Annotated in this window: 24 protein-coding genes; 13 read left to right on the top strand and 11 right to left on the bottom strand. The window is 57.4% G+C overall.

The genetic code is table 11. The annotated features are described in order from the left end of the window. Positions 1 to 45: 45 nt before the first annotated feature. Positions 46 to 582 (bottom strand): O-acetyl-ADP-ribose deacetylase, encoded by a 537-nt coding sequence (locus tag Q0Z69_RS09685; protein ID WP_298032700.1) that lies wholly within the window; start codon positions 580 to 582, stop codon positions 46 to 48. A gap of 184 nt (positions 583 to 766) precedes the next feature. Here Q0Z69_RS09685 and Q0Z69_RS09680 point away from each other — a divergent pair, with 184 nt between their 5' ends. From Q0Z69_RS09680 to Q0Z69_RS09665, 4 genes are all read left to right on the top strand, one after another. Beyond that, entirely contained in the window at positions 767 to 1,213 is a 447-nt protein-coding gene (locus tag Q0Z69_RS09680; protein WP_298032697.1) for a zinc ribbon domain-containing protein, read from the top strand. Between the two features lie 127 nt (positions 1,214 to 1,340). Continuing rightward, positions 1,341 to 2,207: a DegV family protein gene (locus tag Q0Z69_RS09675; protein WP_298032695.1), complete on the top strand. Its 867-nt coding sequence runs from the start codon at positions 1,341 to 1,343 to the stop codon at positions 2,205 to 2,207. Positions 2,208 to 2,527: 320 nt separating this feature from the next. After that, entirely contained in the window at positions 2,528 to 4,468 is a 1,941-nt protein-coding gene (locus Q0Z69_RS09670; RefSeq protein WP_298032693.1) for an NAD(P)-binding protein, read from the top strand. Beyond that, positions 4,360 to 6,117 (top strand): [FeFe] hydrogenase, group A, encoded by a 1,758-nt coding sequence (locus Q0Z69_RS09665; protein ID WP_298032691.1) that lies wholly within the window; start codon positions 4,360 to 4,362, stop codon positions 6,115 to 6,117. The genes Q0Z69_RS09670 and Q0Z69_RS09665 overlap by 109 nt, the downstream gene beginning before the upstream one ends. A gap of 134 nt (positions 6,118 to 6,251) precedes the next feature. Here the strand turns inward: Q0Z69_RS09665 and Q0Z69_RS09660 are convergent, their stop codons facing one another. Further along, positions 6,252 to 6,644: a metal-dependent transcriptional regulator gene (locus Q0Z69_RS09660; protein WP_298032689.1), complete on the bottom strand. Its 393-nt coding sequence runs from the start codon at positions 6,642 to 6,644 to the stop codon at positions 6,252 to 6,254. 200 nt (positions 6,645 to 6,844) lie between these two features. Here Q0Z69_RS09660 and Q0Z69_RS09655 point away from each other — a divergent pair, with 200 nt between their 5' ends. The 5 genes from Q0Z69_RS09655 to Q0Z69_RS09635 all read left to right on the top strand — a co-directional run bounded on the left by Q0Z69_RS09655 (position 6,845) and on the right by Q0Z69_RS09635 (position 10,453). Further along, the gene (locus Q0Z69_RS09655; protein WP_298032687.1) at positions 6,845 to 7,057 is read left to right on the top strand and encodes a FeoA family protein; all 213 of its coding nucleotides are present in this window, start codon (positions 6,845 to 6,847) and stop codon (positions 7,055 to 7,057) included. Positions 7,058 to 7,068: 11 nt separating this feature from the next. Next, positions 7,069 to 7,290 (top strand): FeoA family protein, encoded by a 222-nt coding sequence (locus Q0Z69_RS09650; RefSeq protein ID WP_298032685.1) that lies wholly within the window; start codon positions 7,069 to 7,071, stop codon positions 7,288 to 7,290. Between the two features lie 351 nt (positions 7,291 to 7,641). Then, a complete protein-coding gene (feoB, locus tag Q0Z69_RS09645; protein ID WP_298032682.1) occupies positions 7,642 to 9,846 on the top strand; it encodes a ferrous iron transport protein B in 2,205 nt (734 codons plus the stop codon). 20 nt (positions 9,847 to 9,866) lie between these two features. After that, positions 9,867 to 10,019 carry a FeoB-associated Cys-rich membrane protein gene (locus Q0Z69_RS09640; protein ID WP_298032679.1) on the top strand — a complete coding sequence of 51 codons (153 nt, stop codon included), beginning with the start codon at positions 9,867 to 9,869 and terminating at the stop codon, positions 10,017 to 10,019. Positions 10,020 to 10,099: 80 nt separating this feature from the next. Further along, a complete protein-coding gene (locus Q0Z69_RS09635) occupies positions 10,100 to 10,453 on the top strand; it encodes a metal-dependent transcriptional regulator (protein ID WP_298032677.1) in 354 nt (117 codons plus the stop codon). A gap of 196 nt (positions 10,454 to 10,649) precedes the next feature. Here Q0Z69_RS09635 and Q0Z69_RS09630 read toward each other — a convergent pair whose 3' ends face one another. The 4 genes from Q0Z69_RS09630 to xerC form a co-directional block, all read right to left on the bottom strand. Beyond that, complete coding sequence (locus Q0Z69_RS09630; protein ID WP_298032674.1) at positions 10,650 to 12,227, bottom strand: recombinase family protein; 1,578 nt, start codon at positions 12,225 to 12,227, stop codon at positions 10,650 to 10,652. 39 nt (positions 12,228 to 12,266) lie between these two features. Further along, positions 12,267 to 12,407 carry a hypothetical protein gene (locus Q0Z69_RS09625; protein ID WP_298032673.1) on the bottom strand — a complete coding sequence of 47 codons (141 nt, stop codon included), beginning with the start codon at positions 12,405 to 12,407 and terminating at the stop codon, positions 12,267 to 12,269. Positions 12,408 to 12,636: 229 nt separating this feature from the next. Beyond that, positions 12,637 to 13,440, bottom strand: a complete 804-nt coding sequence (locus tag Q0Z69_RS09620; RefSeq protein WP_298032671.1) for a hypothetical protein — start codon at positions 13,438 to 13,440, stop codon at positions 12,637 to 12,639. A gap of 255 nt (positions 13,441 to 13,695) precedes the next feature. Beyond that, entirely contained in the window at positions 13,696 to 14,943 is a 1,248-nt protein-coding gene (xerC, locus tag Q0Z69_RS09615) for a tyrosine recombinase XerC (protein ID WP_298032669.1), read from the bottom strand. A gap of 267 nt (positions 14,944 to 15,210) precedes the next feature. Between xerC and Q0Z69_RS09610 the strand changes: the two genes are divergently transcribed. Continuing rightward, positions 15,211 to 16,110, top strand: a complete 900-nt coding sequence (locus tag Q0Z69_RS09610) for a Fic family protein (protein ID WP_298032667.1) — start codon at positions 15,211 to 15,213, stop codon at positions 16,108 to 16,110. Positions 16,111 to 16,161: 51 nt separating this feature from the next. Beyond that, positions 16,162 to 17,568, top strand: coding sequence for a hypothetical protein (locus Q0Z69_RS09605; protein ID WP_298032636.1), 1,407 nt, complete (start codon positions 16,162 to 16,164; stop codon positions 17,566 to 17,568). Positions 17,569 to 17,690: 122 nt separating this feature from the next. On the opposite strand, the gene sigK is transcribed toward Q0Z69_RS09605, so the two are convergent. Beyond that, positions 17,691 to 18,335 (bottom strand): RNA polymerase sporulation sigma factor SigK, encoded by a 645-nt coding sequence (sigK, locus tag Q0Z69_RS09600; RefSeq protein WP_298032633.1) that lies wholly within the window; start codon positions 18,333 to 18,335, stop codon positions 17,691 to 17,693. A gap of 299 nt (positions 18,336 to 18,634) precedes the next feature. Between sigK and Q0Z69_RS09595 the strand changes: the two genes are divergently transcribed. Further along, the gene (locus Q0Z69_RS09595) at positions 18,635 to 18,892 is read left to right on the top strand and encodes a GIY-YIG nuclease family protein (protein WP_298032630.1); all 258 of its coding nucleotides are present in this window, start codon (positions 18,635 to 18,637) and stop codon (positions 18,890 to 18,892) included. Further along, a complete protein-coding gene (locus tag Q0Z69_RS09590) occupies positions 18,889 to 19,353 on the top strand; it encodes a pyridoxamine 5'-phosphate oxidase family protein (protein ID WP_298032627.1) in 465 nt (154 codons plus the stop codon). The genes Q0Z69_RS09595 and Q0Z69_RS09590 overlap by 4 nt, the downstream gene beginning before the upstream one ends. Before the next feature lie 46 nt (positions 19,354 to 19,399). Here the strand turns inward: Q0Z69_RS09590 and Q0Z69_RS09585 are convergent, their stop codons facing one another. The 4 genes from Q0Z69_RS09585 to Q0Z69_RS09570 form a co-directional block, all read right to left on the bottom strand. Further along, on the bottom strand, positions 19,400 to 20,917 hold the full coding sequence (locus Q0Z69_RS09585) for an ABC transporter substrate-binding protein (RefSeq protein WP_298032624.1): 1,518 nt from the start codon (positions 20,915 to 20,917) through the stop codon (positions 19,400 to 19,402). Then, entirely contained in the window at positions 20,914 to 21,729 is an 816-nt protein-coding gene (gene pgeF / locus Q0Z69_RS09580; RefSeq protein ID WP_298032620.1) for a peptidoglycan editing factor PgeF, read from the bottom strand. The genes Q0Z69_RS09585 and pgeF overlap by 4 nt, the downstream gene beginning before the upstream one ends. Positions 21,730 to 21,811: 82 nt before the next feature. Then, positions 21,812 to 21,925: an SEC-C metal-binding domain-containing protein gene (locus tag Q0Z69_RS09575; RefSeq protein ID WP_298032616.1), complete on the bottom strand. Its 114-nt coding sequence runs from the start codon at positions 21,923 to 21,925 to the stop codon at positions 21,812 to 21,814. 119 nt (positions 21,926 to 22,044) lie between these two features. Next, on the bottom strand, positions 22,045 to 22,740 hold a 696-nt coding region (locus tag Q0Z69_RS09570), incomplete at its 5' end, for an SEC-C metal-binding domain-containing protein (protein WP_298032613.1).

Here is a 22,740-nt window from a genome sequence, read left to right as displayed (position 1 = left end):
GAAAAGGAGGGGGCGCGGCCCTGCCAGGTCCCCTCCTTTTGAAATTCACATACGGTCTGTCTTGCTCTCAGCGTACCAGAAGTTCCAGGTCTGGCGGTAGACTTGGGCGGCGTCCTCTGTGTGGCACACCATCCGCACCCGCTCCGGCAGATCGTGCTCCGCCAGAAAGTCCATGATGGCCTTCAGCGCCACCGTGGCGGCCTGGGGCAGGGGATAGCGGTAAACGCCGGTAGAGATGGAGGGAAAGTCCACGGTGCGGATACCCCGCTCTGCCGACAGCGTCAGGCAGGAGCGGTAGCAGGAGGCCAGCAGGGCCGCCTCTCCGTGTCCGCCGCCCCGCCAGATGGGGCCGGGGGTGTGGAGCACGTATTTGGCCTGGAGCCGGTAGCCCGCCGTCAGCTTGGCCTGACCGGTCTCGCAGCCGCCCAGCGTCCGGCACTCTGCCAGCAGCTCCGGCCCGGCGGCCCGGTGGATGGCGCCGTCCACGCCGCTGCCGCCCAGCAGGGTCGTGTTGGCGGCGTTGACGATGGCCTCGGCATCCGAACAGGTGATGTCACCCACAATGATGGAAAATCTGTCCATAAACCCGCCTCCTTTTTTTCAGTATACCGCCGCCGGGGAAAAAAGCAAGGCAAAAAACGGGACGCGCCAGAGACCTGGCGCGTGACAGAATATCAAGGAGCATGGATTGTGATCGGGCAGGGCAACGGACGGTTGCTTTACAACCCCATTCCGTCATGATAAGCTGGAACTGGAGGTGAATGATATGGAATTTAAAGACGTATTCGCAGAGCTGCGGAAAAAGGCGGCCCTGTCGCAAAACGATGTGGCGGACAAGCTGTTTGTGACCCGGCAGGCTGTCAGCCGCTGGGAGCGGGGCGAGACGGTGCCGGAGACAGATACGCTGCTGGCAGTGTCCAAACTGTTCGGCGTGTCCATCAATACTCTGCTGGGAAGTCCCCGGACACTGGTGTGTCAGAGCTGCGGGATGCCCCTCAGCGACGATCTGCTGGCCAGGGAGGCGGACGGTACGCTGAACGAATCGTACTGCAAATGGTGCTGGGAGGACGGACATTTTGCCCAGGACTGCACCATGGAGGAAATGATCGAGCACTGCATCCAGTTCATGCCGCTGGGCCAGACGGAGCCGGAGGCCTGCCGGACCTATATGCGGGGGCTTTTGCCGACGCTGGAACGGTGGAAACAGTCTTGAGAGAAGAGCCGCGTGAACGGCTCTTTTCCTTTTGGAAAAGTGTAAGGATGGGACTTGCAGTTTTGTGGGTTTTATGTAATAATTATACTACTGCGCAAAAACTTGCAAGAGAGTTGGAGATGCTGTTATGAGCCCACAAAAAATCGCACTGCTGACGGATTCCTGCGCGGACCTGTCTCCCCAGCTGGCGGCAGAGAATCACATCTATGTGGTCCCGCTGCGGATCCTGTGTGCGGATGGAGAGTATTTAGACGGTGTAAATATTTCCGGAAAGGACATCTATGCCCGCCTGCGGGCCGGAGAGCTGCCTCAGACCTCTTTGCCTGTGGGGGAGAGCATCGAGCAGATCCTGCGGCAGATCGTGATGGACGGCTATGACGGCGTGGTGGCTGTGATGCTGTCCAGCGGACTGTCCGGCACCTATAACCTGGTGCGGCTGATCGGCGAGGAGTGCCGGGGCATGCTGCCGGTCAAAGTGTTTGATTCCAAAAGCGGTTCTCTGGGGGTCGGGATGACGATCCTGCAGGCGGCGGAGGATATCCGGAACGGTATGGGCTGGGAAGAACTGACGGCCCGGCGCATCCCGCAGCTGCTGGCGGGCAGCCGTCCCTTTTTCTCCGTGGATACGCTGGAGTACCTGCAGAAGGGCGGCCGTATCGGTAAGGTGACCGCCACGGCAGGAATGCTGCTGCAGATCAAGCCCATCCTCACCTTCGCGGATGACGGGCAGCTGACCTCTATTGCGAAGGTCCGGGGCCGGCATCAGGTCATTGACAAGCTGGTGGAGCTGACGGTCAAGGCCTGCGGCGGCCACAGGCGCTATAATCTGGCTGTGGCCAACGGCGGCGCTCCGGCGGAGATGGAGCTGATCCGCCAGAAGCTGACGGCGGCCCTGCCGGACTGCGACCACATTTGGGCAGGCGAGATCGACGGCACGCTGAGCGTTTACATCGGCGACGGCATCCTGGGCGCGGCGGTCCAGGTGCTGGACTGACAGCGGCTCTGTTTCTGCAACGAAACATCTGAACGGCGCGGTCCTGAAAGGACCGCGCCGCCTTTTTGCCCTACAGCCTTTGAAGCGCCGGCACGGAAGAACAGCCATTTGGATGGTTATTGACTTTCAGACCCAACAGCGCCTCATGACGGCCACGCCGCGGATTTTTACCGCAGGGCAGCTTTGTGAAATAATAAATTTTTAGGTTAACAAATTAACTTTTAGAAAATACCTTGCTTTTGCGCAAAAACAACGTTATACTTAGGCAACAAAAAACGTGCCGTGGGTCTCCATGGCACAGGGAAAAGGAGGGACCCTGCGTGAGCAGACTAGAGGTCAAGATGCCAGGCCAGGCCCAGGCCGTTGTAGAGCAGCTGTACCGGAACATGGAGCGGCGGATCGCTGCCAGTCCGCCGGGCCTGTGTCCGGTGGATATGGCGCTTAATTTTTTGAATCTGTGTCAGGCCCAGACCTGCGGCAAGTGCGTGCCCTGCCGCATCGGCCTCGCTCAGCTTTCCAACATGATCCGGGAGGTGCTGGACGGCGAGCCGGACATCAGCATCCTGCACCGTATCGAAAACACCGCCCAGGTCATCGTGGACACGGCGGACTGCGCCATCGGCATCGACGCTGCCAATTTGGTGCTGATGGGCCTGAAAGGCTTCCGGGATGACTATGAGGAGCACATCCTCCACCACCGCTGTCTGGGAACGCTGAAAAACCCCGTACCCTGTGTGGCGCTGTGTCCCGCGGGCGTGGATATCCCCGGCTACATCTCCCTGGTGAACGAGGGCCGCTGTGCCGACGCGGTGCGGCTCATTCGGAAGGACAATCCCTTCCCCACCGCCTGCGCCTACATCTGCGAGCACCCCTGCGAGGCCCGCTGCCGCCGGAACATGGTGGACGACGCCCTGAACATCCGCGGTCTCAAGCGATATGCCGTGGACCATGCCGGGGACGTTCCCCAGCCCAAAAAAGCGCCTGCCACCGGCAAATCCGTGGCCATCGTCGGCGGAGGCCCCGGCGGCCTTTCCGCTGCCTACTACCTGGCCCTCATGGGCCACAGGGTCACAGTCTATGAGCAGCAGAAGCAGTTGGGCGGTATGATGCGCTACGGCATCCCCAGCTACCGCTTCCCCCGGGAGAAACTGGACGCGGAGATCGCCTCCATCCTCTCTCTGGGCATCGAGGTCCACACCGGCGTCAAGGTGGGCCAGGACGTCACCTTTGACCAGCTGAAGGATCAGTACGACTGTCTGTACATCTCCATCGGCGCCCATACCGACAAAAAGACCGGCATCCAGGGGGAGGACAGTCAGGGCGTCGTCTCCGCCGTGGAGATGCTGCGCCATATCGGCGACGATGAGATGCCGGACTTTACCGGCCAGAACGTGGTGGTCATCGGCGGCGGCAACGTGGCCATGGACGTGACCCGCAGCGCCATCCGCCTGGGGGCCGACAAGGTGACCTGTGTCTACCGCCGCCGCCAGGAGGATATGACGGCCCAGCGGGAGGAAGTGGAGGGCGCTATCGCCGAGGGCGCCGAGGTGCTGACGCTGCAGGCGCCCCTGAAGATTGAGGCCGACGAGACGGGGCATGTAACAGCTCTTTGGACCCAGCCCCAGATCATCGGCGAGATCGACAAGGCCGGCCGCCCCCGGCCCAACACCGCCTCTGTGGAGCCGCTGCGCATCCCGGCGGACACGGTGATCGTGGCCATCGGCCAGGGCATCGAATCCCGGGGCCTGGAGGAGAGCGGCATCAAGATCCAGCGGGGCGGCAACGTGGCCGCCAACACCAGCACCCAGATCCCGGATATGGAGGGAGTGTTCGCCGGCGGCGACTGCGTCACCGGCCCTGCCACGGTCATCCGGGCTATCGCTGCCGGAAAGGCGGCCGCCGCCAATATCGACGAATATATGGGCTTCAACCATGAGATCAAGGTGGATGTGAAGGTCCCCACGCCCCGCTGCACGGATCTGCGGCCCCGGGGCCGGGTGAACGCCACAGAGCGGGACGCCTGCGAGCGGAAATGCGATTTTCAGTGCATCGAATGCAGCATGACGGATGAGGAGGCCGCGCAGGAGTCCTCCCGCTGCCTGCGGTGCGACCACTTTGGCTATGGTATCTTCAAGGGAGGACGTGTGGAAAAATGGAAACGTTCAAGATCAATGGCCGGGAACTGTCCGCCGCCAAGGGCACCACTATCCTGGAGGCCGCTGAAAAGGCCGGTATCCCCATCCCCCACCTGTGCTTCCTGAAAGAGATCAACGAGATCGCCGCCTGCCGCATGTGCGTGGTGGAGATCGCGGGGACCCAGCGGCTGGTGCCTGCCTGCAACACCGCGGTGCTGGAGGGCATGGACATCCAGACCAACTCGCCCCGGGTCCGGCAGGCCCGCAAGACCAATCTGCGGCTGATCCTCAGCCAGCACAACTCCAACTGCACCACCTGCATCCGCAGCGGCTTCTGCGAGCTGCAAAGGCTGTCCCACGACCTGAACATCCATTACCAGCCCTATGAGGTCCAGCCGGAGCGGTCCCGCGTGGACCTGAGCGTTCCTATCGTCCGGGAGGCCAGCAAGTGCATCAAGTGTATGCGCTGCGTCCAGATCTGCGACAAGGTGCAGGGCATGAACATCTGGGATGTGACAGGCACCGGTTCCCGGACCACGGTGGATGTCAGCTACAACCGCTATCTGAAAAACACCGCCTGCACTTTTTGCGGCCAGTGCGTGACCCACTGTCCCACCGGCGCTCTGACAGTGCGGGACGATACCAATCGGGTCCTGCGGGCTTTGGCGGACCCCTCCGTCACCACTGTGGTGCAGGTGGCCCCTGCCGTGCGGGTCGCATGGGGCGAGGTGTTTGGCACCATCAACAAAAACAAGCAGGCGCCGGTGGGCAAGCTGGTGGCCGCGCTGCGGCGGCTGGGCTTCGACTATGTGTTCGACACCAATTTCTCCGCTGACCTGACCATCATGGAAGAGGGCAGTGAATTTATCGAGCGCTTTACCCACCGGGGCAAATACCGCTGGCCCATGTTCACCTCTTGCTGCCCTGGCTGGGTGCGGTTCATAAAGACCCAGTATTCCGCCTACACAGAGAACCTCTCCACCGCCAAGTCTCCTCAGCAGATGTTCGGCGCGGTGGCCAAGAGCTACTTTGCGGAAAAGATGGGCATCGATCCCAAAAAGATGTTCGTGGTGTCCGTCATGCCCTGCTCCGCCAAAAAGGCGGAGAGCGAGCTGCCCACCATGCGGGACGCCTGCGGTGATCCTGACGTGGACGTGGTGCTGACGACCCGGGAACTGGTGCGCCTGTTCCGCAGCGACTGCATCGTTCCTTCCGACCTGGAGGAGGAAGCCTTCGACAGTCCCCTGGGTACCGGTACCGGCGCGGCAGTTATTTTCGGTACCACCGGCGGCGTGATGGACGCGGCCCTCCGCAGCGCCTACTATCTGGTGACCGGCGAAAATCCCGACCCGGACGCCTTTGCAGAGGTACGGGGGAGCAAGCCCTGGAAAGAGGCCGCCTTCACCATCCCCGGCGCTGGCACTGTCCGGGTCGCGGTGGTCAGCGGACTGGCAAATACCCGCAGGCTGATGGAGGCTGTGGACAGCGGCGAGGCGGACTACGACTTTGTGGAGGTCATGGCCTGCCCCGGCGGCTGCGCCGGCGGCGGCGGTCAGCCCATCCACGAGGGCGTGGAGATGGCGTCCTCCCGGGGCAGCCAGCTCTGGAAGCTGGACGCCAAGGCCCCCATCCGCTTCTCCCACGAGAATCCGGACGTCCAGGCCCTCTACCGGACCTACCTGAAAAAGCCCCTGGGGGAGCGGTCCCACCACCTGCTCCACACAGATCACGAGGCATGGCAGGCCCTGCCGAAAACGGATCGGCCCGGCGTGTAAAAATGGCGCGGCACCCCTCACGGAGATGTGGGAAACGCCGCACTGAAAAGCCGTCGGTCCGGCTTGGAGGTCATCTGCTGCCGGTCCAGCCATGAAAAAAGCGCTTCGGGGGAAGCCCCGGAGCGCTTTGCTCGTCATTGTTCCACGGCCTTATCCAGCAGGCCGTGCGCTCTGGCAAAGGCCACGATCTTATCAAAGGACTCCGCACTGATATCGTGTTCGATCTTGCAGGCGTCCGCTGCGGCCGCTTCCGGGCTGACTCCCAGATTCTTCAAAAACTGGGAGAGCAGGCGGTGGCGGGTATAGATCCGCTGGGCGATCTCCTCGCCTGGCGGCAGCAGTGTGATGAAGCCGTCGGCGTCCATCTCGATATATCCGTTTTCCCGCAGGCGTTTCATGGCCACGCTGACGCTGGGCTTGGTGAAATTCTTTTCCCGCACGATGTCGATGGAGCGCACGGCGCCCTTCCGCTCCTGCAGGATCAGGATGGCCTCCAGATAATCCTCCGCGGATTCGTGAATATTCATAAAACGACCTCCTTACCGCCAGCTTTTTCTTTATCAGGTTAACACAAACTAACCAAAAAAGCAAGAAATTTTTAAAAACCCCCTTGACGCAGGCGGTTAGTGGTGGTAAACTCAAAGCGAATTCAGGGTTAGGAGCTTCTAACCCATAATTTTGACGCAGGGGTTAGAAAATACTAACTTTTCTGCGGGGAGGCGGACGCATGATACCCCTGACAATGGCGCGGACGGGTGAGACCGTCACCATCCGGAAGATCACGGGCAAGGATGAGGTGCGGCAGCACCTGGCAGAGCTGGGATTCGTGGTGGAGAGCAATGTGACGGTAGTGAGCGAGATCGGGGGAAACCTGATCCTGCAGGTGAAAGACAGCCGGATCGCCCTGGACAGGACCATGGCGAACCGGATCATGATTTGAAGGAGGAGAACATGAAAACATTGAAGGATGCAAAGGTGGGCGAGATGGTCACCGTGGCGAAGCTCCACGGCGAGGGGCCGGTAAAGCGCCGGATCATGGACATGGGCATCACCAAGGGCGTGGAGATATACGTCCGCAAGGTGGCGCCTCTGGGAGACCCCATGGAGCTGAATGTGCGGGGCTATGAACTGAGCGTCCGCAAGGCCGACGCGGAAATGATCGAAGTAGGGTAAAGAGGGGACAGGCTTACACCGTTGCGGCGCTACGATTTCCGCCCCTTACCAGGGCCACCAATCGTGCCGCTGCCTCGAAAGCAGCTCGCTTTTTCCGCCGCTGGCGGCGCTTCGCTGCTTTCCCCTTTCAGGTCCCCCGCCAGTGACGTTGGCCGCTGGTGCCGCCGGCCCATCTCCCCCAGTGAGGGAGTTACCAAGGCGGCTGGGGTCAGGGTATTTATGTCAGGCGCATGTCCTGACATAAATAATTGAAAATCCTTTGCCGCTCCGCAGCAAAGGAAGAGGGCGGGCGAACCGCCGATTTTTAAGGACGAAAGTTAGCTACAACTAACATTTTGGAAGGAGAGAACCATGGATATCAAGATCGCGCTGGCGGGCAATCCGAACTGCGGAAAGACCACGCTGTTCAACAGCCTGACCGGCTCCAACCAGTACGTAGGCAACTGGCCCGGCGTCACCGTAGAGAAGAAGGAGGGCAAGCTGAAGGGCCACAAGGATGTAGTCATCCAGGACCTGCCCGGCATCTACTCCCTGTCCCCCTACACCCTGGAAGAGGTGGTGGCCCGGAATTACCTGGTGAAGGAACAGCCGGACGCCATTTTGAACATCGTGGACGGTACCAACATCGAGCGGAACCTGTATCTGACCACTCAGCTCATCGAGCTGGGCCTGCCGGTGGTGGTGGCGGTCAACATGATCGATCTGGTCCGCAAAAACGGCGACAAGATCGACCTGCAGAAGCTGGGCCAGGCCCTGGGCTGCGAGGTCGTTGAGATGTCCGCCCTGAAGGGCGAAGGCGGCATGGCCGCCGCAGAAAAGGCCGTGGCTCTGGCCCAGGCCAAGCGGGCCGGAGAACTGCCCCACGTGTTTACCGGCAGTGTGGAGCACGCCGTCGCCCACATTGAGGAGTCCATCCAGGGAAAGGTGGACAGCCAATACCTGCGCTGGTACGCCATCAAGCTCTTCGAGCGGGACGAAAAGGTGCTGGAGGACCTGGCACTGGACAAGGACCTGGCCGAGCACCTGGAAGAGCACATCATGGACTGCGAGAGGGAGCTGGATGACGATGCCGAGAGCATCATCACCAACCAGCGCTATGCGTACATCAGCGGAGTCGTGGGCAAGGCGGTGAAGAAAAAGGCCGCCAAAGGCAGTCTGTCCGTCTCTGATAAGATCGACCAGATCGTCACCAACCGCGTCCTGGCCCTGCCTATTTTCGCTGTGATCATGTTCTGCATCTACGCCATCGCCATGGGCGGCTGGAGGATCTCCATCGGAACCATGGGCACCGACTGGGCCAACGACGTGCTGTTCGGCGAGTGGGTCCCCGGTCTGTTTGACACCATTCTGGGCGCTCTGGGCGTGGCCGAGGGCACCTGGCTGTACGGATTGATCCAGGACGGCATCGTAGGCGGCGTGGGCGCCGTGCTGGGCTTCGTGCCTCAGATGCTGGTGCTGTTCCTGCTGCTGGCCATTTTGGAGGACGTGGGCTACATGGCCCGTGTCGCCTTCATCATGGACCGCATCTTCCGCCGCTTCGGCCTGTCCGGCAAGAGCTTCATCCCCATGCTGGTGGCTACCGGCTGCGGCGTGCCCGGCATCATGGCCTCCCGCACCATTGAGCAGGACCGTGACCGCAAGATGACCATCATGACCACCGGCTTCATCCCCTGCGGCGCCAAGATGCCCATCATCGGCCTGTTCGCCGGGGCCGTCTTCGGCGAATCTCCCCTGGTCGCCACCTCCGCGTTCTTCATCGGCATCGCCGCCGTGGTGATTTCCGGCATTATGCTGAAGAAGTTCAAGGCCTTCGCCGGGGAACCCGCTCCCTTCGTCATGGAGCTGCCCACTTATCACCTGCCCTCCGCCGGCAACGTCCTGCGGGCTACCTGGGAGCGAGGATGGTCCTTCATCAAGCGGGCGGGGACCATCATCCTGCTCTCTTCCATCGTTCTCTGGTTCCTCCAGGGTTACGGCTTCGTGGACGGCGTGTTCCAGGCGGTCGAGGACAATAACGACTCTCTCCTGGCTGTCATCGGCAATGCCATCGCCTGGATATTCTATCCTCTGGGCTGGATGGGTGACATGGCCTGGAAGGCCACCGTTGCCACCATCACCGGCCTCATCGCCAAGGAGGAAGTGGTCAATACCTTCGGTGTGCTGTACCACTATGCGGGTGATGTGGACCTGATGGAAGACAGTAGCGTCATCTGGGCGTTGGTGGGCGCTGACTTCGGCGCCATGACCGCTTATTCCTTCATGATCTTCAACCTGCTGTGCGCTCCCTGCTTCGCCGCCATGGGTGCTATCAAGCGGGAGATGAACAACACGAAATGGACCCTGGGCGCCATCGGCTACATGTGCGGCTTCGCCTATGTGGTCTCCATGATCGTCTACCAGATCGGCGGTCTGTTCACTGGCGAGGCGAGTCTTGGTATCGGAACCATCGTGGCGGCGGCTCTGCTGGCTGGTATCATTTATCTGCTGTTCCGCAAGGGCTACCAGCCTGAGGAGGACCCCCATCATCTGACCTCCGTGGCCGCTGCCGCGAAGTGAGGAACGCTTGAAAGGAGGGCATGATGATGCCCAGTATGCTTGGAAATGCGATCGTGATCGCGGTCCTGGTCCTTGTCGTGGCCCTGGCCGTCCGGTCCCTGTGGAAGTCCCACAAGTCCGGCGGACACTGTAATGGTGATTGCAGCAGCTGCGGCGGCTGTCACGGCAGGTAAGCGACATGCGGAAAGGAACGCGGGGACCGGGAAGCACCTTGCGTTCCTTTCTGCAGTCTGCGTAAAATGGGGGAGAGACGATGAGCCAAATCACACAGACGCATCTGCGGTACCTGCTGGCGGTCTATGACCTGAGCCGGACCGTGCCGGCTGTGGGCGCCACAGAGATCGCGAAGGCGCTGGCGGTATCCAAGCCGTCTGTTACCAGGATGCTGGGGAACCTGATGGAAAAGGGGCTGCTGGTCCGGGAGCGGTACGGGAAAGTTTACCTGACAGACGCCGGTTTTCTGGAGGCCCAGGAGTTCAGACGCAGGGTCGACTGTCTGCAAAAGGCGTTTCCCGCCATGGGACTGGACCTTACAGAAGAGGAGACCCTGAAGGCGGTGCTTCAGCTTGCGGCGGTCCTGCCGGAGCGGGCGTTCACACGGAGGTGACCCGAAGCATCCTTTTTTCATCCGCCGCCTGCCTGAGAGCGGCTCGGCGTTAAACACGCGAAAGAGCGGGAGTCTTCACAGGCTCCCGCTTTTTCGTCCAGCTGTTTCACCGCCCTCCAGCGCCGCCCGTAGTTTTTCCAAGGCCCGCTTCTCAATGCGGGATACTGTTCGCCGCGGCTATTGTAAGCGATGCCTGCTAAGAAATCGCTTCCATCTCCCGGAAGCGGAATTTGATGATGATCTGTTTGTCCTCGGTGAGCTCCACCCGCTCGATGAGACTGACCAGCAGTTCCCGGCTGGTGAAGGCTGAGTCCATGAAGCGTTGGACCAACTCTTTTGCCCACTCCTTTGTGGGGATGGGGCTTGCTTTTTGCTGTTCCAGGTCTTTCAGCTCTTCCTCCAACCCGCTGCGTTCCAGCCTGACCCGCTGATAGATGCGCTCAAAATCCGTCTCTGCCAACAGGCCGCTGAGTTTATCCAGGTACATCTTATCCAGGTTGGCGGTCAGGCTGTCGATCTTACTGCAGAGAACTTGTATTTCTGTCTCGTGGTTCTTTGCCTCTTGAGCTTCTACTACTGCTTTTTCCGCGATGGGCAGCAGCTCCGCCGGGTTCAGGTAGGCTTTACAGACTTCCCATACCTTGTTGATCACTGCGTCCGTGACCGTTTTCTCCTTGATGGAGTGGCAGGTGCAGACGCCGGCTTTGGTAAATCGCTGATAGGTGCGGCAAACGAAGTACAGTACATCCTCCCCGGCGGCATTTTTGCGGTTCAGCACCGCCAGCGGGTAGCCGCACTCATGGCAGAAAATCAACCCTTTCAGCAGGAAGTCGTATGTTCGGCTCCTAGTGTGCTTGCGGCTGTTGACCAGCATCCGCACCTTGCGGAAGGTTTCGGCGTCGATCAACGGTTCGTGGGTGCCCTCCACAACGATCCAGTTTTCCGGCGCCTGCTTCAGGCACTTCTTGGACTTGTAGCTGATCTTCACGCTGCGGCCCTGGACCATGTTGCCGATGTAGGTCTCGTTTTGCAGCATATCGGAGATCCGCTCGCTGCTCCACAACCCAGTGTAGGGGCCGGGCTTGGCGACGGGCAGCCCCGCATAGGTGGCCGGGGTAGGGACGCCCTCGGCGTTCAGCTGGGCGGCGATCTGTCGGCAGCTCATGCCGTCCAGGGCCATGGTGAAGATCCGCCGCACCATGGGGGCCGCCCCCTCGTCGATGACAATTTTATTTTTCTCTGTGGGGTGCATCTTGTAGCCGTAGACCGGCTTGCCGCCAATGAATTGGCCCTTGCGCTGCTTATCCCGTTTGACGCTCTTGATCTTCTTGGAGATGTCCTTGGCGTACATGTCGTTCATGATGGCCCGAAAGGGCGTAATGTCGTTGGCGGTGGAGTCCACCCCGGTGTCGATGCCGTCCAGCAGGGAGATGTACCGCACCCGTTTTTCCGGGAAGTAGCGCTCCATGTAGTGGCCGGTCAGGATGTAGTCGCGCCCCAAACGGGATAGGTCCTTCGTGATGACCATGTTGACCTTCTTGGCCTCGATGTCGGCGATCATCCGCTGGAAGCTGGGACGGTCGAAGTTCGTACCGCTCCAACCGTCGTCGATGTATGTGTCGTAGACGCTGAGGCGGTGCTGCTGGACAAATTCAGTCAGCAGGGACTTTTGGTTGGTTACACTCTCCGACGGCCCCTCGTTCTCATCCTCCTTTGACAATCTGATGTACAGTGCCACATAATAATCCATGGGGTTGCTTATCTCTAAATACATAGGTAACCTCCAGAGATAAGCGGCCATTCATCATATATCTTATACGTCATGGCAGGGACGATTTACAACACATTTCAACTCTTTTTGTAAAAACACGGTAAATGAGCGGAAGATGATCTGCTGGATACTGCTGTCGCTTTCCTGATAGATACAGGTGATGGTCACGTCGTTTGCTCGCAAAAGGACACCCCCTATCTGAAATGATAAATCATATGCGGAATCGGGCCCCCGATTGCTTGTCCATACAAATTGCTCTATGCGTTTACCTTACTTTCATGCTCTTTTCGTGTTTGATATGAGCGTGAAAGTTAAGTGCCTTATCCTGCGTTCTGACAGAAAATAAAAGCCAGTGACAGGCTGGAAGCCAATCACTGGTTTTAGCAAAACATATTTATTTGTACGGATTTCCTCATAATTGGGCGATTTTTGACCGCATATATATGTCAAACAGTTGCTTATGCTCCTTCTGAATATTTGGAAACGCGTCATAGCATTCCAAGCCCGACCGGCTGGCGACACCCATCGCAAAGCAGTGGGCGAAAAACTCCGGTGCGCTGGCGCGGTATTTGGTACTAAGGCCAGGAAAGAACCACTCTGCGAAAGATAGGAAGTCATCTGGCACAACAGAAATATCTCCAGTCAACCGCAAGTTGAGGACGTGGCCCAGTTCGTGGAGCAGAATGCTTCCCCATGAGGTGCTGCGATCTTCCAAAGTCCGTTGAAATAAGTAAACATCGCAGCTAAAAGAGTCATCTTGGTAAATATAAGGTCGGCACAGTGCGCTGAAGCGCCGGTGAGCGCATCCAGCTGAAAGGATAAGAAGCAGCCCATTGCCCAGGACTTTTTCGGTGAAGTGATCCTGTTCATCCAAATCCCGCATGATTTTCTCAACCAGTTCCAGGTCAACCCTCTCATTTTGGGCGGCAAAGAAATCTTTCTTCATCTGCTCCGCCAATACCCGCAGCCGCTCCTTTTCATCCTCCAGTTTGCCGCTTCGCCGCCAATTCCGGCAAAGATAAAGCTCTGCCGCCCGATGGCCCTCACATACGATCCAGCCTGGATGCCTGTCTATGATTGCCTCATTTGCGGCCATAATGAGGGTGCGTTCTACCTGGTCATGCAGGTTCGAAATCAGTTTTTGGGATAATTTTTGCTCAGATAGCAGGATTTCCATGATTTCTCTCAATTCGATAAGGTTATTGATGGCATCCATAATTTTATCCCCTTATATTAATACCGATTGAGCGACCGCCTCCTAAGCGGTAGGTCGGCGGTTCGAATCCTCTTATGAATGCCGGATAGAAAAGACGCCACGGGATGCTGGTTACAGCATTTCGTGACTCTTCACTTTTGTGCTCTCTCATCCGATCTCGGGCTGCTTCCCCGCAGAGGGAGTTCCTTTTCCCGTACCTGTAAGGTTCCCGCAACAGTGAGATCGCATAGTAGGTATAAACGGTTTTGGTCATGTCTATTGTTGGGCGCACTGGCCCTCAGCGTTTAAATTGCAATAAAATGCTGTCTCAAACTTTTGTGCGTTGAGTTTCCGGGCTCCGTCAAGAATGTGGGCGTAGAGTTCTGTGACCATCTCCGCCTGGGCATGTCCCGAATCTCCTTGAACGGCTTTAATGTCCCCGGAACTTAGGGTCAATTTGTAGGTAATGCTGCTGTGCCGCAGACTGTGAAAGTCAACCTGCGGCAGCCCGGCCCTCTGAAGGGCGGCCTTGAAGTATTTTGAAAGCGTAGTCTCTTGAAGCGGTCTGCCATCCTTATATTGGAAAATTAAATCTGGGCATGCCGCTGAGCCCGCAACTCTCTGTTTCACCTGAAGGTTGCAGTACTCTCTCAACAGGGACATGACCGTTTCCGGTAGAAAGATTTTGCGATGGCTGGACATTGTTTTAGGCTGCTTGAGTACCAGTACGGTTTTCTTTGCCAGTGCGGATGGTGGAAATTCATACAGAATATCCCGGTGCCCAAGCGCCTGTAATGCCTCACAGTTGACCCGTCTCAAGGTTTTTCCGACCTGTATGGAGTTGTTTTCCCAGTCCACATCCTGCCAGGCCAGCGCCAGCAGCTCCCCTTTCCGCAATGTCCCGGCAAACGCCAAATGGATCGCCAGCCTGAGCCAAGTGTCATCACAATGGCTCAGCAGGTGTTGGATCTGCTCTGGGCGAAGGAAAGTCCGCCGCTTTCCTTTCATTTTAGGGAACGGCACCCGATGGAACGGATTTCGGTCAACTGTTTCCCAAAGGACAGCCTGTTCAAATGCACTGTGCAGCAGTTTGTGAATATCGCGCAGGACGGATAGACTCACGGTCTGCCCGCAGTTTTTGTGGTAAGGGTCCTCATATCTGGGCTGTTGCAAAAGATCCCGGTACAACTCGGCCGCCATCAGCGGCGATAGCTCCTTGAGCCGTATATTTCCGAACAGCGGAAGGATGTAGTTTCGGATCAGGCCGGAGTTGGACTGGAACGTGGATGCCGACCATTTTGATACTCCGTAGAGAGCCACATATTTCTCCATGAGTTGTGCAACTGTTTCAATTTGATGATCCTCCTTTTTGCGTTTTGCCTGGTAATACATCTCTAATGTCTGTTTTCTGCGCTCCGCCTCCTCGTTCGAATGGTATGTCTCCCATTTCTGCTTTCGCTGACCGCGGACCATGGTCATATAGACAACGGAATAACTGCTCCCACGCTTTACAATAGATGCCATATGTTTAGCTCCTTCTACTAAAATAGCCAGCCGCTTTGGGCTGGCTATTCAGCATAACATATAGCGCTGGATGACACCTTAGGTCTGTCAAAAATATTTTGAATGATGAAATGAGCGATGGGTTGTATTATTTGCATGGATATGGTAAAATAACTATAAATTCAAATCGACTTATGAGGTATTTTGATGAAACATAAACAACCCCCTTTTCAAATAACAAATAAAGTTATCGATTATGTTGCGGAAATTTCTGAGCTGATTGGACGATTGACTTCTGCTCAGCGCCTTTCTATCAGCCCCACCCTGCGGCGGGCAAACCGCATTCGGACGATCCACGGCTCTCTGGCAATCGAGCAGAATACCCTTACCCTGGAGCAGGTGACTGCGGTGCTGAATGGAAAGCAGATATTGGCTCCGCCGAAGGATATTGCCGAGGTCAAGAACGCCTACGAGATCTATGAGCGGTTGGATGAACTTGATTCTTATTCCGTGGATGACCTTTTGACGGCTCACGGTATTATGACCCGGGGTTTGGTGGAGGAGTCGGGCGTATTCCGCAGCAGTCCTGTTGGAGTGGTGGATCACGAAGGGCACGTTCTCCACTTCGGTACGCTGCCGCAGTATGTGCCTGACTTGGTGATGGAACTGCTGGACTGGGTCAAAAACAGCGACGTCCATATGCTGATCCGTAGCTGCGTGTTTCACTATGAGTTTGAACTGATCCATCCCTTTGCCGACGGCAATGGCCGCGTGGGCCGCCTGTGGCACACCCTGCTGCTCTCCAAGTGGAACTCCGCCTTTGCCTGGCTCCCGGTAGAATCCATAATCCACGACCGACAGCAGGAATACTACGAGGCCATCAACGCCTCCAACGACGCCGGAGAGTCCACGGTGTTCATTGAGTTCATGCTCTCAACCATCAAAGCATCGCTCATTGACGCTATCAAAACGAGCGATGAAATGAGCGATGGGAAGATGGATAAAGCGGCGATGCGCTGGAAGCTGATTGAGGAGTTTCTGAAAACCCACGACTATATTATGAACGCCGACGTCCGAGCACTGTGTGGTGTGTCGGCGGCGACGGCGAATCGGATTCTTGGTAGCTTAGTTGAAGAAGAAAGACTCGGCAAATGCCACGAGAATGGACGTTGGATATATAAAGCTTGATTTATAACAATGTATCGCTTGGAGAAATATTAGAGAAAGAAGAAATGTTTTATGTTTGCAGCAATGGCAGATCATTTTATTCGACAAATAAAAATTGCAAGATATTTTTATGTGTCTCAATATAAACAGATTGAGAGAGTTAGTAAAAAGAATGTAAAGAAAAATCAATTTGGCGCAATAATTGATATGTATTTGCGGAGCCTTTCCTCTGGTGATATGTCTTTTTTCGAAACAGAAAGTGGCAAAAAACTTCTACAATATATTGAGTCCGTTGTTAAAGTAGAAGAAATTGAGACATCTAATAGGCATTATTATTCTGTGGCTATAAATAGAGTACGCGTAGATCCCGAAAAAAACGAACTTAACATTGAAAAAGCAGCTATCGAGTATGAAAAAGCTCGTCAGATGCTTGACATACATAACAACAATGCGTTAATCTCACTACTTATTCGTTTTGAAAGTTTTTTAACCGACTATTTTGAGTGGCTTGTTAAGAAATATCCTAATAAATATTTGAATGAAAAGAGTATCAGATATTCTGAATTAATTAAATTTGATTTTGAAAACCTTAAAAAAGAGCTTTCTTTAGAAGCTGCCAACAGCATAATGAGTCAACCTTTAGATGAATGGTTAAGAGTTATCAAAAGTCATAAATTTGATTTATCAACACTCTCCAAGTACCTTGAGCAATTTGTGGAAATATACTATAGACGAAATGTAATTGTCCATAACAAAGGTAAAGTTAACCGTCAATATCTCGCAGGGATTAAAAAAGATGAAGAGGAGCATCCTCTTGGAGAAAAATTGCTTACGAATAGACAATATGTATTGGATGCTTTTAATGTTTCTATGGTCATTGTTTATGGCCTTTTATACGCATCGTTAAAAGGAAATAAAGATGATGAACCGGAATACTTGGAATTTTTGTTCAGTTCTGGTTTTAACCACATGATGGAAAATGATTGGATTATAAGTGGTTATATTTTCGAATTATTGACTAAGGACGATGCTCAAGATAAAATAACCAGTACGCTGTGTCAAATCAATTACTGGATTTCTTACAAAAACATGGGGCATTTTAAAGATATAAAGGAAGAAATTGAAAGCAGAGATTTTTCTGCAATGGATGTCTCAATTCGGATGGCGAAGGAAATCCTCTTAGAAAACTACGAAAAGGCAATTCCTTTGTTGGATGAGGCACTATTAACTGGCATGACTCCTAATATGGTTGAAACATGGCCACTGTTTATACAGTTTAGAAAAACAGAGCATTATCACGAATTTCGATCCAAATATGCTAAGGAGTTAGAACAACAGATTATTAATCCAGAAGATCTAAATGAATCTAAAAGTTCGGACAAGGCTGATGAACTGCATGAATTAAAGCATGCTATTGAAGGGAATGCGGCAGGAACTGAAGAGGACACTATTCAGTCAACGAAAACAAACGCCACTTAATCATGAAGAATGGCCGCTTATCCTAAATTTTCTCACCGTTTACAATAACGATGGCGTTACCCTCAAATGCCCGATGCCCGGACAAGCCTTCCATTTCAAGGCTTCTCCGGGCATCGTTTACATTAGCGGCGGCGGGAAACATAGCTCCTCGATATCCCGAAGGAGGTGGCTACTTCCCGCTGGGTCAAGGGGACGGTTCCGCCCAGGCCATACCGCAGGCGGATGATCTCGGCCTCCCGAGGGGTCAGCCGTTCCTGGACCAGCTGGCGGACCCGCAGAGCGCTGTCCCGGTCATGGATGTCCTCCAGCATGGTGTCATCCATGCCCACTACGTCGATCAATTGCAGGGCGTTTCCCTCCTTGTCGCTTTCAATGGGGTCCGAAAGCGAGACCTCCCCCTGCAGCTTTTTCTGTCCTCGAAAGTACATAAGAATCTCGTTCTCAATGCACCGGGCGGCATAGGTGGCCAGCCGGGCACCTTTATCCGGATCGAAACTGGAAATACCCTTGATAAGACCGATGGTGCCGATGGAGATCAGGTCCTCCTGATCGGCGTTTTGCGTATAGTACTTTTTCACGATGTGCGCCACCAGGCGCAGGTTCCGTTCGATGAGCACGTTCCGGGCCTCCGGATCGCCCTGGGCGCAGCGGGATAGCCACTCCCGCTCCTCCGAGGCGGTGAGGGGCTTGGGGAACGACCCGCCGCCGGACAGGCGCAGGGAGAAGAGCAGTGTGTTGGCGAAAAGCAGCAGCGCGGCAGACAGCATAAGATCCCTCCCGTTCCTTCATACCTATGCGCCGCAGGGAAGTCCCTATGCGCCAACTGCTGAATGCGGCATGTGCCTTATGGCCCTGAGCGCTGCCGAAAGGCTAAATGCGGCATGCTCCTTGCGGAGCAGGTTCCTACAGGAAAGCGTGGTTGCGCGGTGGCTCGGGACGGGGGATTATGCGCTAACTGCTGAATGCGGCATGTGCCTTATGGCCCTGAGCGCTGCCGAAAGGTGGAAGCGGGCTTTGCCTTTTGCGGTGGGATATGGTATACTGGGCAAAACAGGAGGTGAGCCGGATGGCTTGGTTTGTCTATATGCTGCGCTGCGGCGACGGTACGCTGTACACCGGCTGTACTGACGATCCAGTGCGGCGGCTGGCGGTCCACCAGAGCGGCAAAGGGGCCAAGTATACCCGCAGCCGCCTGCCGGTGACGCTGGCCTATCAGGAGGAAGCGGCGGACAAGTCCGCTGCACTGCGGCGGGAGATCGCAATAAAGCGGCTGACCCGGCAGCAAAAGATGAAATTGATCGAGGAAAGGGAGAGGAGCTTATGACAGAGATGCGGCGAAAAGAGCGGCAGATGCCGGAGAAATTCGCGTGGGAGGTAGTGGACAAGTGCACATATGCGGTCCTGGCCATGACGGCGGAGGACGGCAGCCCCTACTGCCTGCCCATCACCATCGTCCGGGAGGGCGGGGCCGTCTACTTTCACAGCGCCATGGAGGGACGGAAGGCGGAGTGCCTGCGGCGTCAGCCGCGGGTGTGCCTGACCTGCGTGGGGGACACCCGGGTCCCAGAGGGAAAATTCACGACCTTGTTTGAGTCCGCTGTGGCCTTTGGAACAGCGGCGGAGGTGACGGGGGACGGTGAGAAGGTCCATGCGTTGCGGCTCCTGTGCCAGCGGCACACGCCGGGAAACATGGCGGACTTTGACCGGGCTGTTGCCGCCAGCCTGCACCGCACAGCCATTTGGAAGATCTCGGTGGAAGAGATCACGGGCAAGGCCAAGCGGTGAAGAAACAAAAAAAGAACGCCCTACGGGGCGTTCTTTTTTCACACATTCAGTTTGTCCGCAAATGGATCGTACAGGCGGAAAGATCGTAAAAAGGCTCCGCCATGGTGGGGGAAAGCCCCTCCAGCACATCGGCTTGGGTCAGCACAGAGGTGGATTTGATGCACACCGGCAGGATGGGGGCCTGGTCCCGCAAATGGGCGCACAGAGCCTCGGCAGCAGCGGCCCGGTCTGTGGCGGCGGCGAAGGCCGCGATCAGCTGGTCGGTCCGCTGATCCGCCCAGCCGCAGTAATTCAGGCTGCCGCCGGTGGCCAGCAGGGCGGACAGATCCCAGTCGGCGGTGAGTCGCACCTCGCCGTAGAAGAGGTCAAATTCTCCGGCGGCCAGAGCGGCCTGATAATCCGCCCAGGGCAGAGACCGGACCGTTACCGGCAGGCCGCCGGCGGTGAAGGACTCGGCCAGGTATTGGGCCACGGAGACCTTGAAGCTGTTTTCCTGGTTGACCAGCAGAGTGAGGGGCTGCTGATCGCTGCCGCAGGCCGCCAGAGCGGTGGTGAAAGCGTCATAGGAATATCGCGTTTCCAGCTCCTCAGGGTAGAGGGGCGAACGGGGGGATATGGGGAACTGTGCAGCGCTGCCGTGGCCGGACAGAAAGGCGCTGACAATGTGCGCCCGGTTGACGCCCAGGCTCAGGGCGCGGCGAAAGGCCGGGTCCTGCAGGGCTTCCCGGGCGGTGTTGCAGCCCACGTATTGCAGAATGGTGGTGCCGGCATCCTGGAAGCTGACGCTGCCGGTGGCGCTGATGGGCGATGTGCCAGTCAGATCGGCGGTAATCAGCTGGACGTCGTGAGAGGTGAAGCGGTAGAGCATGGCATCCTGGTCGGCGGCCTCGATGAGGGAGATGCGGTCCACCGGCTGGCCCTCTCCTTGCCACCAGGACTGGTTTGCCACCAGATAGGCGCCGGTGTCCTCCTGGGAGAAAAAGTAGGGACCGGTGCCTGTAGGCACGCCGTTCTTTTCTGTGCCGGCTTTGACGATGGGCACGTCCAAAAGGGCGGGAAGCGCAATATTAGCCGCGGACAGGGCCACCACTACGGCCCCGTCCCGTACAGCCACGGATCTGACGGCGGAGAGCCGGGAGCCATAACGCTCGGACTTTCTGGCCCGGTCCAGAGATGCCTTCACGTCAGCGGCGGTCAGGGGAGAGCCGTCGGAAAAGACGACCCCGGAGCGGAGGACAAAGGCGTACGCACGGCTGTCCGGCTCGCAGGTATAGCTCTCGCACAGCCACGGCTCCGGCTCAAGATCTGGGCCCAGGCGGAACAGGCCCTCATATACCAGCGAGGCCACCGTCTGCTGCATCCCGTCAGGGCAGGTCACGGGGTCCAGGGGGCGGTCCGGCATGTAGGGCAGAGCAAAGCGCTCCGGCAGGATGACGCGGCTCTCCGCCGGCTCCTCGCTGGGCTGGGGCAGGCCCTCGTCCCCGGTTTCCGTTTCCTGCCAGCAGCCGGTCAGCGGGACCAGCAGCAGGAGGACCGCGCAGAGCGCGAGCAGTCGTTTTTTCATAATGCCTCCCTTGGCGGCAGCGTGATCATGGCGCCCTGAACGCCCCGGGCCTCCCCCATCTTCCGGTGGGACCAGAAGAGGTCTGGGTGGCAGGCGGTGCAGAGGCCGCAGACGTCGACGCGGTCCGGCGTCAGACCGGAACGCAGCAGCCACCGGCGGTTCAGTCCCGCCAGATCCACATGCCATTTAAGGCCCCGTTTTTTCAGGAACGGGACTGCTTCCGCGCCCAGGGCGGCCTCCATGGCGGCGGGTACGTCGCCGTCCGTTTCAAAGCAGCATTGGCCGATGCAGGGACCGATGGCGGCCAGCAGCTCCCGAGGAGACGAGGCGAAGGCGGACTCCATGGTCTGGACGGCCTTTTCCACGATCCCGCCGGCACAGCCCCGCCATCCGGCGTGGACGGCGCCCACGGCCTGGTGGATCGGGTCGTACAGCAGGATGATGCCGCAATCGGCGGAAAAAACCACCAGGGGCAGGTCTCTCTCATTGGTGACGAGAGCGTCGGCGGTGTAGTCCCGTTCCTGCCCCAGGCCCTTTCCGGCGTCGGCGGCGGTGCAGATCCGCACTGTGGTCTCGTGGACCTGCTTGCTGAGGACCGCCCGGTCCGCGTCCGCACCGATGACGGCGCAGAAGCGGCGGTAGTTTTCCCGCAGCGCTTCCGGTGCGTCTCCACAGCCGGTCCGCAGGTTCAAAGAGTCAAAAGGAGGCTTGCTGATACCGCCCTTTCGGGTGGAGAAGCCGTGGCGTACTCCCGCCAGCAGCGGGGAGGTCAGCCAGACCAGGCCGTTTTGTTCATGGGTCTGAAATGACATAGCATACCTCTGTTTTGTCAGGAGGTCCGCGCCGCAGTAGCGCGGGGGACAGGGATCTCGCCCGGCAGGGCGGCTTTTCATATCAGTCGTGATATTCTTTGCAGGTGCACTTCTTCCATTTCAAGCCGCTGCCGCAGGGACAGGGGTCGTTGCGAATCCCATGGGGCGGGACCCCATGGGAACCCTGTGATTGCACATCCTCGGCAGGCGGAGCCTGCCTGCGGCAAGGATTTGCCGCTATGCGTCAAACCGCTTGGACGCGCACGATGGCGCGGCTCGCTTGCGCTCGCATCAGCCGCAACGACCGGTCTCATATCAGTCGTGATATTCTTTACAGGTGCACTTCTTCCATTTCAAGCCGCTGCCGCAGGGACAGGGGTCGTTGCGGCCGATCTTGACGGACTTGACGACGGGCTTTTTCTTCGGCGCGGTGCCGTCGCCGCCCACGTTCTCCACCATGCCCTTGGCGACCCGCTCCCGCTTGACCTCCTCGTCCTTCTTCAATCGGACGGAGTACAGGCGGCGGACGGTCTCGTCCTGGATGGCGGACACCATTTCCTCGAACATCCCCAGGGACTCCCGCTTATACATGTCCACTGGGTCGTTGTTGCCGTAAGCCTGGAGCCGGATGCCCTGTTTCAGATCGTCCATGGCGTCGATGTGGTCCATCCAGTATTCATCCACGACCCGGAGCATGATGACCCGCTCCAGCTCCCGCATGATGGGGGCGGTGATCTCGGCCTCTTTGGCGGCGTAGGTCTTTTCAGCGGCCTCGATGAACAGATCCGTGAATTCCTCCTGGTTCTTTCCGGCGATCTCAGATTCATTCAGCCGGACGGCGCCCTTGGCGAAATAGGTGCCCTCCAGGCCCCGCAGCATCTCCCGGTAAGCGGCAGCGTCCAGGGATTGGCTCTCGCTGAAGGCCAGGGAGACGTGGTTGGCGATGGAGGTGTGCATCATGTTCAGCACGGTGTCCTTGATATCCATGCCGTCCAGTACCTGGCGGCGCTG

Source organism: uncultured Dysosmobacter sp. (genome assembly GCF_947631165.1).
GTDB lineage: Bacteria > Bacillota > Clostridia > Oscillospirales > Oscillospiraceae > Oscillibacter.
This window is presented reverse-complemented; position numbering and strand designations above follow the sequence as displayed.